We start from the raw sequence: 14844 nt of genomic DNA on the forward strand, positions 1-14844 counted from the left end.
AGAAAGAGAAAAGATTCAACGCAAAGGCGCAAGGTCGCCAAGACGCCAAGGAGTATTTTTAAACTTGCTTTGCGCCTCTGCGTCTTCGCGTCTTTGCGTTGAGTCTTTAGCGCTTGGGGGTGAACATGCAGCATGTACCACTCTTGACGACGTTGGAGCGGGTGCGGGCGCAGCGCCGCATGGGCGCGGACGCGACCGGGGATGACGAACTGCTCAAAACGCTGATCGCGGCGGCCTCGGCGGAGTTCGCGCGGGAGACGGGGCGCGTGTGTGTACCCTACTATACCGTGCGGCACTACGACATGCCGCTCCGCAGCCCCTACGCACTGGATCTCGACGAGGATTTGCTCGAACTGGCGGCGCTGACGAATGGCGACGGCACGTCGATCCCCATAGAGGCGGTGGCGCTGCGCCCGTTCAATGCCTATCCCAAGTGGCGGATCACGCTGCGGTCGAGCGCGGGGATCACGTTCACGTATGCTGACGATCCGCAGGGCGCGATCAGTGTGGCGGGCTGGTGGGGCTACACACCGCACTACGATACGGCGTGGCGCGCCAGCGGGTTCAGCGTGCCGGGCGACGGCCTGACGAGCGGCACCATCCAGGTGACGCTGGGGGCGACCGGGGTGTTCGAGATCGGGCACTATCTGCGCATTGACGACGAAGTGCTGCGCGTGACGGGACGCGACGCCACAACGATCACGCTGGCGCGCGGGCAGTTGGGCACGACGGCGGCGAGCCACAGCGCGGGCGCGGCGATTCACATGTTCGACGTGCTGCCGGATATTCAGAACGCGGTCACGGAGATGGTCGCCTACGCCTACAAGTCGCTGGATCGCGTGGGCGGGCGGGTGACGGTGTATCCAGGGACGACGGTGCTGGTGGACGATCTCGATCCGCTGGTGCGGCGCGCGCTCGAGGATCACCGCCGCAAGACGCTGGTGGTGATTCGATGAGCGTGACGGCCATCATGGATCGCCTGCACGCGATCAACGGGACGATCAGCGGGGTGAAGGCGCGGCGGACGTTCCCGCAGCAAATCGACGCGGCGGCGCTGCCGCTGCTGGTGTGTCTGCCGGGGCGCTCCACGCGGAACAGCGGGCGTCTCGGCGCGGGACACGACGAGCAAACGCGCGTGTTTCGGCTGCTGCTGGTGGTCGAGGCATGGATGGCGGGCATCCCAACCGAGAGCGCTCAGCGCAAGGCGGAAAGCCTGATCGATGCGGTGACGGCGGCCTATCTGGCGCGTCCGCGGCTGGAACTGGACGGCGTGCCGCTGGACGGCGTGACCCGAGTCACACTCGGCGAGGACAGCGGGATCATCGCCTTCGGGGAGCGCGCCGCCGTCGAATTCCCGCTGGCAATCACTTATATAACACCGACGTAAAAGCAAGGAAAAGATAAAGACTCAACGCAAAGACGCAAGGTCGCCAAGACGCAAAGGAGGATCTTTCTAACTTTCTTTGCGCCTTCGCGTCTTCGCGCCTTTGCGTTAAGTCTTTGCCTTTCTCAAAGGGGGTTCGATGACGGCGGGACATATCGCGGGGTTTTACCATGCGCTGTTTTGTCTGCGCGATGCAGACGGGTATCCGACCGGGACGGCGCGCGAACTGGCGAACGGCGAAACGACGCACGCGCACAAGCTGATCGCGCCGGTGGAGGCGTCCGCGCTGACCTTTGAGCGCGAGAGCGCCACGTTTCGCGGCGGGCAGCAGATTTTGGGGCGGCGGCAGTTGGGCATCAGCGAGATCGGCGCGTTCGAGATCACGCTGTCGGCATTTGACGAGGCGTTTCACGCGCTGATCAGCGGGTCGGCGGTCGATACGAGCATCGCCAGCGCGAACAGCGTCACCACGCCAAACGCGCTGCACGCCGATCCGCCGCAGGGGATGCTGCTGCTCACGCTCGGCTTCCAGACGACGGCGGGCGTGAACAAGTACATCACGTATGCGTACCCCAACGTGCAGATCAGCGAGGCGGCGGCGGGTGCGGCGAGTCAGGACGGCGGCGAGAATCCGCTGCCCACGCGCTACACGGTCACGGTGAGCGGGGCGGAACGCACGTTTTTCGGTTTGCCGTACAGCGCCACCGATCTCGGCGCGGCGAGCGACCTGTTCGTGCGCTATGTGACCGCCAAGCCGATCAGCGTGACGACGTTCAAGGCGGGCGTGGGCGCGACGAGCTTCACGCTCGGCTGTCGTCCCGTGTCGGGCGAGCATGCCGGAGCGCGCAACGTGTGGACGAAGAATGGCGTGAACGCGCACAGCGAGGTCACGGGCGTGAACACAGCGACGGGCGCGGTCACGATCAACGCGGCGGCGGACGGGGATGTGTTCGTGAGCGTGTTCGAGACGGAATTCCAGAGCATTTAACCTCACCCCACCCGCCTCCGGGCAGGGAGGGGAGCAACCGTTTGAAGCCCCCTCCCGCTTGGGAGAGGGGTTGGAAAGGGGTATCCCGGAGACTTTACATGAATCTCAAAGCGATGGCCCGCAAATACACGGCGGGCGGCGTGACGTGGTGGCTGATGCCGTACGCCACGCTGCGCAACCAGTCAGTGGCGGCGGAGTTCGCGCACATCATCCCGCGCGACCGCTGGGACACGGTGCAGCACACGTTCGTCATGCTGGAAGGCTCGACGGTCGATGTCGAGGTGGCCGAGGCGAATGATCAGGACGGGATCCGCTTGCGCCAGTACTGGCAGGAACGCCCGGTCGATCTGCCGGGGCGCTGGAACGCGTTCACGCTGCTGGTGAGCGATGCGCTGGTCGATGCGTTCTGGGAGGCGTATTTTGCCACGCGGGAGCCGTTGATCGACCCGGAAGCGGAGGCCGTCAGCGTGCCGACCTCGTAGGACGCTGGCGGCAGATCGGATCACGAGGGACGGCGGGCGATCTCGTGCTGGCGCTGCCGGAGGGCGAGTTTCGGACGGACGCGGCGCTGCTCGAACAGTGCTATCTGCTGTTCGCGTTGAGCGGCTTCCGCGTCGTGCCTAATCCGCTGGAGGTGCTGGCGCTGCCCGCCGGGTACGTCGACGAACTGCTGCGGTTCGCGCAGGGCGTGCGCTTCTTCGAGGACATGGAGCGCAGGCCGAAAGAGATGAAAGACTAAAGACAAGATTCAACGCAAAGACGCGAAGACGCAAAGGCGCAAAGCTATGGCAAACCGGACTGACAACCTGTTCGCGGCGATCACGCGGGAGGTCGGGGCGCGCGAAGAGGCCTTCGCCGCCGAGGAACGCCTCGCGCAGCGGCGCGCCAAGATCGCGGCGGAGGTGGTGCGCGTCGAGGCACGGCGTGAGGCTCAGCGTGCGGAGATCATCCGGCGGGCGGGGGAAGATCGGGCGGCGCTGGAGCGCGAACGCGCGGCAGAAGTCGCGGCGATTCAGCGGCGCTTCGGGCGGCTGACAACCGACGCTGTGGCCGAACGTGACGCCTTAGCGGCGCATCAGGCGCGGAACGCGGCGGCGGATCAACTCGCGGCGGCGGAAGCAGCGGCACAGCTCGATCTCGCGCGGCTGCACACGGCGCTGGATCGGCAGAGTCGGGCGCTCGACAGCCACTACGCCGAGCGGATCGCGGTGCTCATGGCGTCGACGCGGCGCGAAGAAGCGGAAGTCACGGCGGCGGCGAGTCGAGCGGAACGGGCGCGGCTCGCCGTGACGCAGATCGGCGGGGCATGGCGTGAACAGCAGGAAGCGGCGCATCAGAGCAACCTCACGAACATCCTCAGCTTTGGCTTGAGCATCGCGGAAAGCCGTTGGCAGCAGTTCATGGCGGCGATTTTGCGGGCGATCCCCGGCGGGACGCTCGGCACAAGCGGGAACGTCAACCTGACGGTCAACGCGACTGCTCCGGCGGCGATCCGCCAGCAGGTGGACAGCCGCCTCAACGAGTATTTCCGCCGCGCGGGGTATACGGAGTATTAGCCTCACCCCGCTGCGCTGCGCTTAGCTCCCCTCTCCCACGGGAGAGGGGTTGGGGGTGAGGCCGAGAGGAGCACACATGCCCTATTTTGCGATTGCGCCGGACGCGAACCCGGCCAATCTGATCAACGTGGAGACATGGACGAAGCTGCCCCCGCACATCCTGCCCGACCGGGCGATTCCGCTGACGGGCAAGGTGCGGCGGCGGGCGCTCTCCGGGGCGGCACGGCACGACGGCCACATCGACGGCGCGCTGACCTTCGACCTGCTGGCACGGGCGGATTTCAACGCGTTTGTGAATGCGGTGTTCGGCGGGTTCACGACGCCAAGCCAGCGGATATCCCTAACGCTGATCGACGAATTGGGATATTACAGCCCGTTCCTGGGATATATCGAAAAGGCGAGCTTTCAGATTGCGCCGGGCGGCCTGCTGCGCGACATCGTATTCCCGCTGGCGAACCTGACGCTGCACAGCGTCACCAAAACGAGCGCGGCCACGCTGACGGCGGCGGATCGACTGGTGTACGGCGACACGAGCGGCGGCTCGTTCACGCTGACGCTGCCCGCCGCCAGCGCGATTCAGGCGCGCACGGTGCTCAGCGTGAGCAAGATCGGCGCGGCGGGCACGCTCACGGTCGAACGGGCGGGCGCGGATACGCTCAACGGCGGGACGAGTCTCGCGCTGACGGCGGACGGGGAGCGCGTCGATCTGGTCAGCGATGGAGTCGGCGCGTGGCGGCGGGTGTAACGCCGACCCCACCCCCGGCCCCTCCCCGAATTCAGGGAGGGGAGACAGAAGGGACATTTGTGTAGGGACGAGGCATGCCTCGTCCGGTTTTGCCGTGTTGCGGACACTGACTTAGAATGAGGATGTTTCCGTAAATCATCCACTGGTGATGCACATGGAAAACCCGCACGAACTGCCCGCGCCAACTGATCCCATTGAACGCGTTCATGCTTTCGCCCGCGATCTCGCGTATGGAGTTGCACAGGGATGGTGGTCGACGGAATTCGATATAGATCGTGTTTCAGGGAGTGAAAACTGGTTTTATCAATATCCGGAAGGGTTTTCCATAAATCTGATCGATTGTTTGGCAAATGGGACTTGAAGTTCCCATCTCGTTCGCTTTTTGGAATCTTACGGTTACTTAGAAATGTCAGACCGGATGCCCGACAAAGGGTTTACATTCGTGCTGACCGAAAAGGCGCTGCGGCTGCTGGAAAAGCCGAGCGCGCCACCGAGCGTCTTCATCTCCTACAAGCGTGACCAGAGCAGTCCGCTCGCGCTTCTGGTCGAAGCGCGGCTGCGGCTGGCAGGTAATCCAAATCCGTTTGTGGACAAGCTGATCGTCGCCGGGGAAGGCTGGCGGGAGCGGCTCAAGGGCACGATTGAGCAGAGCAAGTATTTTGTATGCCTCGTCGGCAAAGACACGCTCCAATCAGAGTGGGTCCAGAAGGAGATCGAGTGGGCGGCAGAAGCGAGCTGCACGCTGATCTCGATCTGGCACGGGTGCGAAATGGACGAGACGTGTCCCGCCGCGCTGCGCGAACGCCATGCGATCACGGTGACGGGCGAAAGCGCGCGCGAATACGAGACAGCGATCAGCGAACTGCTGAACGCGCTTGGTTACGCGACGTATTAGAAGTCTGACCCCACCCCCGGCCCCTCCCCGAATTCGGAGAGGGGCGACAGAAGGGGGTTTGGCGTAGGGACGAGATATGCTTCGTCTTCCAGTTGATTTGTATGCCCCTGAACGCGCCCGCACAGGCGCGTTTTTGATTCCACTGATTTTTGAGGACACACCATGCCCGATCAAACAGCTAACCTCCCCGCGCTGCGCGGGCGGCACAGCGGACGCGTCTATGTCTCGGTGCTGACCGGGTCACCCGTGCTGACCGGGACGCTCAGCGCCACGCCCACGCTCCCCGCGTTCGCCTTGAGCTACGCGCTCACGAGCGGCGCTCACGCCGATGTGCAGCCGGGGATGCGCGTGGTGATAACGTCGCCAGGTGGCGCGGCGAAGGGGATGCTCTCGGTGCGCTACGCGGGGAGCAGCACAGCGACCAGCCTGCCTGTGCGCGAGTTCGCGGATGTGAACGCGGCGGCGGGCGATACCCTCACCGTGTACGACGACTTCGCCCTGACCGACAAGCTGGTGAGCGGCGACGCGGCCTTCGCGCCCGATGGTGCAGCCTATGTCGACCAGACGAGCGATCCTGCCCCGGTGGCAGTGAGCGGCGGCTGGTGGGCGGGCTGGATAGGTACCGATATCCCGTTCACAGGGAGTGGATCGTATGCGGTCGATCCCGATTCGAGCGGGGCGCTGACCCACGTCTGGACTGCGCCGGGCGCAACGTTCGTGAGCGGCACGACCACCAGCGCCGATCCCGTGCTGCGCTACGCGGCGGCGGGACGCTATCGCGTGACGCACACGGTCACTGATGCAAGTAATGGTCGCAGCGAGACCCAGCATCTACGCGTTCGCGTGCATGACTGGGGCGATCCGCCGTACGACTGCACGCTGTCGAGTGTGGAGGGTGACCCGCGTGATGGCTTCCGCGCGACCTTCGGCCTGTTCGAGAATGCGGATCTCGCGGCGATCCCCGATGGCGCGCCGGTGATCGTGTGGACAGATGCCGAGTCCAATGGCAGCGCGGCGGCGGGACGATCACACCTCGTGTGTGCGGGCTACCTGCGCCGGGATCGGTCGCGCGGGGATGCGGACGGCGATCAGATCGAATTCGAGGTGGTGTCGCCGCTGGCCCGGTTGGCGGAGCTGCCCGGCTTCAGCAAGGCGCTGATCAGCGTGGACGCGCCGACGAATTGGAACGAGGTGCGCGGGCTGACGGTCAAGCGGGCGATCATCCAACTGCTGCGCGACTACACTAACGCGCTGCATCTGTTCGATCTGGTGTTCGACAGCTTCGCGGACGCGGCGTATCCCGCCTTCTACCTGCAAAAGTCGACGCCCTACGAGCAGGTCATGGAGCTGGCCGATGCGCGGGATGCGCGGCTGACGTGTGATCGAATGGGGCGGCTGGAAGTGGCGCGGCGGCTGGAGTTCACGCCGCTGAGCGCGCGCGTTGGCGTCACTACGACGCTCACGCTGTCGGCGGACGATGTGCTCGACTACGAAATCAGGCGGGAACACGGGCGGATGCTGGAGACCTTCCGCGCGCGCGGCTTCACGGTCAGCAATCAACAGCCCGCGTTCGCGCGCTATCCCGCGTCGCCGGGGACGGGGAGCGCCAGCCCGATCAGCGAACGGCTGATCGTAGATGACGCGGCGGATTTACTGACGCGCTGTGCCTTGCGCGGCGCATGGGAGAATCGTGTGTGCGTCAACGCGGCGGGCGAACAGCACCACGCGCCCGAAGTCCGCTTGACGCTGTTCGGCGGATACGCGCATCTGTTCCAGTTTTACCGCGAATGGGTGCAAATCATCGGGATAGCCAATCTGCGCGGCGTCGATCTGGCGGCGTTCCGCTGGATCCCGCAGCGTGTGCGCGTCGATTACGCGGACGGCACGGCGACCACCACGCTCGATCTGCGGGCGGAGACAGCAGCGAGCGGCGCGGTCGACGACACGCCCGCCAGCACCGTCAGCGCGGTAAGTGATGTTCCTGTGCTGTATCCGTCGCTGCTGAGTTTCACGCAGCCACAAGGCGCGAACGGCTTCGGGAGCGGCACACTCGCGGTCTTCGACGGCACGCATGGCGCAGTGCACATCACCACCGATTTCGAGCGCCTGCCCTACGGCGTGCCGCCGACCTTCAGCGCACACAGCCTGAGCTTGAGCGGGACGCTCGCCGCGTTTGCCGTGCGGGCTGACAGCCCGCGCTATATCAACGGGAGCGGCGTGGTCAATGGCTACCTCGCGACGACGAGCGGGGCGTGCAGCCTCGACGATGTGTTCGGGGCGCGGACGCTCGGCGCGACGTATGCCTATCCCGATGGGGCGGTGATCGCGGCGCGGCAGGTGCAGCTCCAGACCGAGCGCGGCAATCCGGATTGGGCGCTGGTAGCGGCCTACTACGACACGGGCGGCGTGAACGTCTACCGCACGGTTAACGGTGGCGCGACGTGGAACGCGGAGGCCAGTCTACCGCCCACCTACGACAGCAACCTGCCAAACAATGCGGCGACGTGGGAACCGGGGCTGTGGCTGCACCCCGACGGCGGCGGATCGGCGCTGGTGAGCGCGGCGGACGCGGTGAGCAATCCGCCGGGCGCGCACCTGTGGCAGACGAACGATTATGGCGCAACGTGGACGATGAGCACGGCGGCGGGACAGTGGCCGATCGCGGGGATCGTCAAGCCGCTGGGGCGGGCAGATGTGGTGTTCCACGGTTACATCGAGCTGATCGGCAGCAACGTGATCGCGGGCGTTCGGCGCAGCCTCGGCGCGGCGCACACGGATATCACGCCGACGGTGGGCGGTCTCCGCTACGGCATCGGTTACGGCGGCGGGCACGCCCAGCGCGCTATCGCGGTCGCCGACGACGATCCCAATGCGGTGGTCGTGGTCGGCTATCACGCGCAGAGTCAGCGGTGGGGCGTGTTCCAGTCATTCAACGGCCTGAGCGCCGCGCCGATCTGGACAACGCTGGTTGCACCGGGGACGGGCGTGCTCTACCGCGGGGCGTACTATGTCAACCGGGCGACGATCTACCTGTACGGCGACGGCGGGGCGCTGGCCGTGTGCCAATACGCCAACGGCGCGTGGACAATCAACGCCGTGACGATCAGCGGGTGCGGGACGATTGTCGGCATTTGCGGGGGATAGACCTCACCCTGCTGGCTGACGCCAGCCGTCCCTCTCCGCGGGGAGAGGGACAAGAGAGGCCAGGGTTTTTGCCCCTCGCCCAAGGGCGAGGGGCGGTTGAGCGCAGCGAAACGGGGGGAGGTTAGACAAAGTGCCGATTCTGAAATGACTTCAGGCCTTGTCCCTACATAAAATCCCTTGTCTGTCTCCCCTCTCCTCTAGGAGAGGGGCCGGGGGTGAGGTTTATTTGGCAGCGGACGCAATGAATTGCGTCCCTACGAAACACAATCAACCTTACTCTACTGGTTGACGCCAGTTGCCCCTCGCGGGGTGAGGTGAGCGAAAGGCAAGCAAATGAGTCTCTTTGACCGCAACCTGAGCATCTTCAAGACCCTCAAGCCGACCTATACGCGCAAGCGCATTGGCTACCTGGGGCGCTACAACACAGACGGCAGCATCGATCCCGATCCACGTGCCGACCTGCCCGCCGACACCGTCTGGGTGCGCTTCGACGGTGAACGCGGGGCGACGCGCGTCAAAAATCTGCGCGTACGGGCGGAATGGGGCACGCCTGTATGGGTAGAGTTCAACGAACTGACGCGTGAGGATGAAGTGCGCGAAGTGCACAGCCTGCTCGCCCCGCAGACGTTCGGCGGGGCGGTTGCGGCGGCGCTCAACACGCCCGCGCTGCCCGCCAGCGTGCCCACGCCGACGACAGCGCGGGATCTGCTGCCGGGCGGCGTGTTCGCCGATGCGGGCGGCGGCCTGACCGTGCGCGTCCTGCCGATGTGGCTGCCCGGCGGCGGCTGGTGGGACGGCTCAACGCTGATCACACTCACGCCGACCAGCACGGCCAATCGCAAAGCTCTGGCGGTGATCGGCATCCACCCCTTGACGCGGGCGGTGACGACCGCGCTCACAACGGATCGCGGGCTGGCGGTCGCGCTGATCAGCGACGGGCTGCCGACGGCCGCGGGCGCGGCGGATCTTCACGCCGTGACAGCGGCGCATCCGGCGGTGTATTGGGTCGGCGCGGTCGAGTTGGCGCACGGTGCGACGAGCATCGATCCGGCCAGAATAATCGATCTGCGGCTGTGGTCGATCTCCACCATGACCGGAGCGACGGCGAGTGCTGCCGGGCAGGCGGGACTCGTGCCTGCGCCAGACGCGGGCGACGAAACGCGCTTTCTCCGGGGCGACGCGACGTGGCAACCGGTCAGCGCGAGTGGGGCGGACGCCGTGCTGACCGGTGCCGGAGCCGTGACCATTCCGCGCTATGCGACGCATCCCGACGCGGTGCCGGTCGCGCCGAATGCCGCCGACGACGAATTCGCGGGCAGCACCTTAGACGGAGCATGGGCGTGGGTCAATCAGGGGAGCGCGGCGGCAACCGTGAGCAAGTCGCGCCTGCTGCTCAACGTGCCGTCGACCTCGTCCAGCAATGTGCGCGGCGTATTTCGGACGTATCCCGGCGCGCCGTGTACGTGGGAGGCAGCGATTCGCGGGTGGTCGAGCCTGCCGCTCTGGAGCGGCGCGAACAACTACAGTGTCGGCCTCGCGCGCCGTGACAGCGCGACGGGCAGAATTGAGATGTACAGCATCGCGTGGCAGTCGGCGAGCAACGCGCTGCTGCTGCTGTGCGACCGCTGGACGAGCGCGACCGTTTTCAGCGCGACGGTGGCCTCCGCGCAGATCGGGCGCGTGACGTTCGCCAGCCTGTATCTCCAGTTGGTCGACGATGGCACCAACTTCACCTACAAATGGAGTCTGGATGGCGTTTACTGGACGCCGCTGACAAGCTTCGCGCGGGCGGCGTTCCTCGCCAACGCCAACCAGATCGGGTTGGCCGTCTTCACGCAGCAAAACGGCGGCACCATCTATTTGCAGTCCGATTGGCTGCGCCGTACCGCCTGAGTCACTGCGCGGACGAGATCCGGGGGAGGGCGTGCTAACCGCTGTCAGGGCCTGGTTTTTAGTCGGAGGGACGAGGCATGAAGTCATTTCAGAATCGGTATTTTGGCTAACCTCACCCCGTTTCGCTTCGCTCAACCGCCCCTCGCCCTCTGGAGAGGGGCAAGGGCACGGCGGGTTGTGTCCCTTTCCCCTCGGAGAGGGACGGCTTGCGCAGCAAGCAGGGTGAGGTTGAGTATTCTGTCCAATTGTGAAATAGGCGCATGCCTCGTCCCTACAGATTCTCAGCGAAAAAACGTATTCGATGGGGAAACATGAAAAATCTACCCTGTTAGGGGGTGGGGTCGAAAGCTGACCTTTTGAACCCCCTCATGCCTCGTCCCGACAATTGACCCTCCCGCTGTTAGGTCACCTCTACGCCCCATGATTTACGTTATTCACATTTAGACAGCATTAACACCTCAATATACTTCTCGCGTGCTGCACGTCCATAGAGTTTAGATTTTCAATCAATCTAAATACTCTTAAACAATGCAACTAGTTCTCAAGTCCCAGTGCAGCAAAACAACTTAAGCCTTGTGTCTTCATTGAGTTTAATTGCGGCTTAAAGTCAAGCATATATCAACTAATTATCAATGTTTTAAGCATTTAGTCGGAGAGCATTATGCTGAAATTACAGTCTCGTGGCACTTACTGACTTTTATAGTTCTTCACTTGATAATAGTGTATTGAGCGTAAATATCCGGAGTTTTGTGAATATTTTAAACTTCACTTAATGTTAGTCCGTTCAAGATTTCACCAACTTCCTGAAACCTCCAAACAATTGATATAGTACTTTAGGCACACAATAAATTAATGCTTTATCAATTGAAAGAGACCACCGTGAACAACCAGATGGGTGCCGCCCTCACCACCGCCCTCAACGAACTCGAAATCTCTGCCATTCATCTGGCTGCCACCCCCGTCAGCACGGCGACTCTCAACGCGCTCTCGATTGAGAAGCCCGAACCGACATCCACGCTTCATCAGTTGAAGCGCCACCTGCAGGGGTGGATCAGCCGCTTCCTGCTGCTGACGCAGCCGCTGCTCTTCGGCTTTGTCTTTCTGGCGCCGACCAACACCCCAATGATCAACATTTGCCCGCAGTTCGGCGTTCCGGTCGCCGGCATGGGCTACGACACGACCACCTGGACCGACTACAATCTCGACGCGCAGGCCATTCAAGCCGTGCTGAACATCAATTCGGATCATTCCTTCTGGGTCGGCTACGAAAACGGCGGCTTTGCGTGGACGAACGATGTGATGCCGGAACTCACGCTCACCTTCACGATGGCAGATGGTAGCGAACGCTGGTTTGATGTGTTCTGGTCGGAACAGACCCCCGATGCGTACTACGCTCTCCCCTTCGCCAACCCGACGCCCTACGCCGATAACAATGGCGAACACTACGGCACGCACCCCTGCGCCGCCATCCTCATGACCGCGCCAGAATATCAGGCGCTGCTCGCCGCTATCAGCGCGTAAACCCCATCCGCTGAGTGCCGGGGAATGGGCGAGGAGTCACAGAAGGCGACTTATCGCTCTAGGCGGACAGTTTCATGGTTAGGTTTTACCCTCTCCCAGCACGCCCCCTTCTCCAAAATTGTGGTTTCGGAGAAGGGGTGGGGGAAGCGGGGCAGCTTCCGCTCATCGCTCATTCCGCGGCACTCAGCCCGACGTCAGACCGCCCCGCAAGGGGCGTTTTGCTTTTACGTCCCATGAGCAAGCGCATGGGGCGTTCCGCGCAGCGACCCGTCCACCCGCCGGGCCTAGGCGAGCTCTTCCCTCAGCAAGCGCATGAGAAATTGCATAGCAATTCCCCGCGGCAGCCCGGTAATATGTTAATCTCATAAGGTACGAGATATAGCTCGGCACATCGAGATAGATGCCGGACAGACGATGTTGAAATGTGTGTTACTTGTGGCTTGCCTGCTCTTGGCAGCTTGCGAAATGATGTCAACCCCGCCCGCCCCAACGGCCTCCGACCTGCAAAACACAGGCGTGGCTTCGCAATTGGTCACCCCCACCCCAGACACCGCCCCTCAGTGGATTGAAGCTGATGTGAACCGGGTCTCCGTCGGTGTGTGGCAGCCGAGCGGGTGGACGATGGATAACAATGACGGCTTACTCCTCGCGGAACATGCCATGTCGATTGGCACGGGTGAACCGCTTGGCGGCGCGATGATCTATATCTTCGTGCCGGAGGTCGATCATCTGGAGATCGCGCCCAGCAACGAGGGCAATTTTGCGATGAGCGTGTTGGAACAGGTCGCCACGAACCCGGAACATACCGGGCGTGATGTGGCCGTCAGCGCGCCGACCGCCTTCCAGTGGGGCGATCACGCCGCCGCCTACTATCTGATCACCAGTGCGCAGGGCTTTAAATCGATGGTCATCGGCATCAGCCTGCCCAATGATCACGAACGCCTCGTCGTCATCAATGTGACCATGCCCGCGACGCAATCGGATCACATGCGGCAAATGCTGCCGCGCGTGCTGCACGAGCTCACCATCAACGGCGTCGAGCTGAACAGCGCCGGGCTCAACGTGCTGCCCGATCCGCTGGCCTTCCCGCAGTACCCGCAAACCTAAACTTCGGGCAGACAGCGCGCTCTGCCCGTCTCTATCCTCTATCCCAACCAATTACGCCTTCAGGCGCCACAGCCCGTCATTAGTAGCGGGCGGGTAGCCGATGCCGAGCGCCGTCCCCATCATCAGCACAGCGCAGTGCGGCACCCCCGCATACACGACCCCTGCCGATGTCCCATCGTGGAACACGCGCACATTGACCGTCCGCCCGAGCCTGGCGCTCACCGCGGCGCTCAAATCGGCGGATAGATTCGTGGTCACAGTGGCGAGCGGACCGTAGAGCCCCAATTGTCCGGGCTGCACATGCCCATCGTCGTCCATGTATGCGGCGATGCACGCGCGAATCACGCCGTCATGCTCAACCTGCGGATCGGCCAGCGTCTCGACCATGAACTCGAAGAGGTCGGCAGGTTGACGCGGTTTCGTCGGCAGCGAGGAAAGCTCTTCAATGCTGGTCAGTTCGCTTTCAGTGTAGAGCGCGCGTCCTCGTTTGGCTGATGTATTGCCAAAATCGAGCACGTACGCGCGGCGACAGGTCGCCGGGGCATGGCGCGCCACGCCATAGAGCGGCAGGCGCGCGCCGAAGGTCGACGTTTGGATGCGGAGATCGTGCACATCCAGACTCGGCAAAATCGTCTCTTCGGTCAACTGCGCGGCCACCCCACCGAGAATCCCGCTGGCGAGACCGCCGCCCAAAATCACCGTTTTGATGTTCGCCCAGTGCGCCCAGTAGGACTCATCCCATTCGGGCCGCGCCGCCCGGTTGACCGCGTCGCCGCGTTTGAGCGTCGCCAGCAGATACGCGAGGCGCGACGCAAACGCCGAAGCAATCGAGGTGACCGTCAGCACTTGATCGCCCCAGCCCCGCAGCAGCACTTGATCGAGCTGGCGCGGCAGATCAGAATCGGGGACATCGGCGGGGATGCCCAGGGACTCCCGGTGCGGCTTGATGAGCGCGGCGAGCGCCTCCGCCGACAGCAGTTGGTAGCCCGTTTTGCCACGCAGTTTTTCCGGCATGCCGGGCAAATCCGCGACGACGACCCGGTTCATGGACACATGGATGTTGATGCAGGCAGGATCAAATGCGGGAATAAGCGTAGACATGGTAGATTTAATTTCCCGAGCATCCGCTCGATAAGCACGCCAGCTCTCAGTCTCATAGAAAGGCGCAGCGCAGTGGCAATTGACTATGCTTCTGGTGATCCACTTCAAACGACCGCACATGTATTATACTTCGGCATGAATGCTCAGGGACGCATTGAAACCGGAAATTTAGAAACCGCCTTGTTCACGCGTTATCCGGCGGCGTTCGCGGCCTTCAGTCGTCAGTGCCGCGCCGACCAGATCCGCGCAGGGCAGATCTGGTACTGGCACGACGCGCAGCCCGCGCTCGGATTCATGGTGATTCGCGAATCGCCCTTCGGGGCAACCCGCCTGCGCTATGTGGAGAGTGTGCTGCTGAGTCTGGCGCGGGATTATCAGCGGGATGGGGTGACCAGCGCGGCGATTGTGCTGCCGCGCAGCGATTCAGAGGAAATCAAGCAGATGATTGAGCGCTGGTTGGGCAAGGTCGCGCTGCCTGTCACGGTGTACGAGTAGGGGCGCGGGCGCGCC

The 14844-nt window shown here is 63.4% G+C and carries 14 protein-coding genes; 13 read left to right on the forward strand and 1 reads right to left on the reverse strand.

The features are described from left to right. Positions 1-125: 125 nt before the first annotated feature. The 12 genes from IPK17_RS06870 to IPK17_RS06925 all read left to right on the forward strand — a co-directional run bounded on the left by IPK17_RS06870 (position 126) and on the right by IPK17_RS06925 (position 13233). Positions 126-956 carry a hypothetical protein gene (locus tag IPK17_RS06870; RefSeq protein WP_343416937.1) on the forward strand — a complete coding sequence of 277 codons (831 nt, stop codon included), beginning with the start codon at positions 126-128 and terminating at the stop codon, positions 954-956. After that, entirely contained in the window at positions 953-1387 is a 435-nt protein-coding gene (locus IPK17_RS06875; protein WP_343416938.1) for a hypothetical protein, read from the forward strand. Before IPK17_RS06870 ends, IPK17_RS06875 begins: the two co-directional genes overlap by 4 nt. A gap of 136 nt (positions 1388-1523) precedes the next feature. Beyond that, the gene (locus IPK17_RS06880) at positions 1524-2372 is read left to right on the forward strand and encodes a hypothetical protein (RefSeq protein WP_343416939.1); all 849 of its coding nucleotides are present in this window, start codon (positions 1524-1526) and stop codon (positions 2370-2372) included. Positions 2373-2470: 98 nt separating this feature from the next. Beyond that, positions 2471-2854: a hypothetical protein gene (locus IPK17_RS06885; protein ID WP_343416940.1), complete on the forward strand. Its 384-nt coding sequence runs from the start codon at positions 2471-2473 to the stop codon at positions 2852-2854. Positions 2855-2898: 44 nt separating this feature from the next. Beyond that, positions 2899-3111 (forward strand): hypothetical protein, encoded by a 213-nt coding sequence (locus IPK17_RS06890; RefSeq protein WP_343416941.1) that lies wholly within the window; start codon positions 2899-2901, stop codon positions 3109-3111. Between the two features lie 46 nt (positions 3112-3157). Beyond that, on the forward strand, positions 3158-3928 hold the full coding sequence (locus tag IPK17_RS06895; protein WP_343416942.1) for a hypothetical protein: 771 nt from the start codon (positions 3158-3160) through the stop codon (positions 3926-3928). A gap of 76 nt (positions 3929-4004) precedes the next feature. Next, the gene (locus IPK17_RS06900) at positions 4005-4673 is read left to right on the forward strand and encodes a hypothetical protein (RefSeq protein ID WP_343416943.1); all 669 of its coding nucleotides are present in this window, start codon (positions 4005-4007) and stop codon (positions 4671-4673) included. A 406-nt stretch (positions 4674-5079) separates the two neighbouring features. Beyond that, the gene (locus IPK17_RS06905) at positions 5080-5568 is read left to right on the forward strand and encodes a toll/interleukin-1 receptor domain-containing protein (protein ID WP_343416944.1); all 489 of its coding nucleotides are present in this window, start codon (positions 5080-5082) and stop codon (positions 5566-5568) included. 162 nt (positions 5569-5730) lie between these two features. Further along, on the forward strand, positions 5731-8712 hold the full coding sequence (locus tag IPK17_RS06910) for a PKD domain-containing protein (RefSeq protein ID WP_343416945.1): 2982 nt from the start codon (positions 5731-5733) through the stop codon (positions 8710-8712). A 333-nt stretch (positions 8713-9045) separates the two neighbouring features. Next, a complete protein-coding gene (locus IPK17_RS06915) occupies positions 9046-10605 on the forward strand; it encodes a hypothetical protein (protein ID WP_343416946.1) in 1560 nt (519 codons plus the stop codon). Between the two features lie 879 nt (positions 10606-11484). After that, the gene (locus IPK17_RS06920; protein WP_343416947.1) at positions 11485-12126 is read left to right on the forward strand and encodes a hypothetical protein; all 642 of its coding nucleotides are present in this window, start codon (positions 11485-11487) and stop codon (positions 12124-12126) included. A 465-nt stretch (positions 12127-12591) separates the two neighbouring features. Then, positions 12592-13233 carry a hypothetical protein gene (locus IPK17_RS06925; RefSeq protein WP_343416948.1) on the forward strand — a complete coding sequence of 214 codons (642 nt, stop codon included), beginning with the start codon at positions 12592-12594 and terminating at the stop codon, positions 13231-13233. A gap of 51 nt (positions 13234-13284) precedes the next feature. On the opposite strand, the gene IPK17_RS06930 is transcribed toward IPK17_RS06925, so the two are convergent. Next, a complete protein-coding gene (locus IPK17_RS06930) occupies positions 13285-14334 on the reverse strand; it encodes a hypothetical protein (RefSeq protein WP_343416949.1) in 1050 nt (349 codons plus the stop codon). Positions 14335-14406: 72 nt separating this feature from the next. Here IPK17_RS06930 and IPK17_RS06935 point away from each other — a divergent pair, with 72 nt between their 5' ends. Then, complete coding sequence (locus IPK17_RS06935; RefSeq protein WP_343416950.1) at positions 14407-14829, forward strand: macro domain-containing protein; 423 nt, start codon at positions 14407-14409, stop codon at positions 14827-14829. Positions 14830-14844: the final 15 nt, after the last annotated feature.

This window comes from Candidatus Flexifilum breve (assembly GCF_016713355.1).

Coding starts and splice junctions, on each gene's coding strand:
- IPK17_RS06870 (WP_343416937.1), top strand. CDS start 126: ATGCAGCATGTACCACTCTTGACGACGTTGGAGCGGGTGCGGGCGCAG.
- IPK17_RS06875 (WP_343416938.1), top strand. CDS start 953: ATGAGCGTGACGGCCATCATGGATCGCCTGCACGCGATCAACGGGACG.
- IPK17_RS06880 (WP_343416939.1), top strand. CDS start 1,524: ATGACGGCGGGACATATCGCGGGGTTTTACCATGCGCTGTTTTGTCTG.
- IPK17_RS06885 (WP_343416940.1), top strand. CDS start 2,471: ATGAATCTCAAAGCGATGGCCCGCAAATACACGGCGGGCGGCGTGACG.
- IPK17_RS06895 (WP_343416942.1), top strand. CDS start 3,158: ATGGCAAACCGGACTGACAACCTGTTCGCGGCGATCACGCGGGAGGTC.
- IPK17_RS06900 (WP_343416943.1), top strand. CDS start 4,005: ATGCCCTATTTTGCGATTGCGCCGGACGCGAACCCGGCCAATCTGATC.
- IPK17_RS06905 (WP_343416944.1), top strand. CDS start 5,080: ATGTCAGACCGGATGCCCGACAAAGGGTTTACATTCGTGCTGACCGAA.
- IPK17_RS06910 (WP_343416945.1), top strand. CDS start 5,731: ATGCCCGATCAAACAGCTAACCTCCCCGCGCTGCGCGGGCGGCACAGC.
- IPK17_RS06915 (WP_343416946.1), top strand. CDS start 9,046: ATGAGTCTCTTTGACCGCAACCTGAGCATCTTCAAGACCCTCAAGCCG.
- IPK17_RS06925 (WP_343416948.1), top strand. CDS start 12,592: ATGATGTCAACCCCGCCCGCCCCAACGGCCTCCGACCTGCAAAACACA.
- IPK17_RS06930 (WP_343416949.1), bottom strand. CDS start 14,334: ATGTCTACGCTTATTCCCGCATTTGATCCTGCCTGCATCAACATCCAT.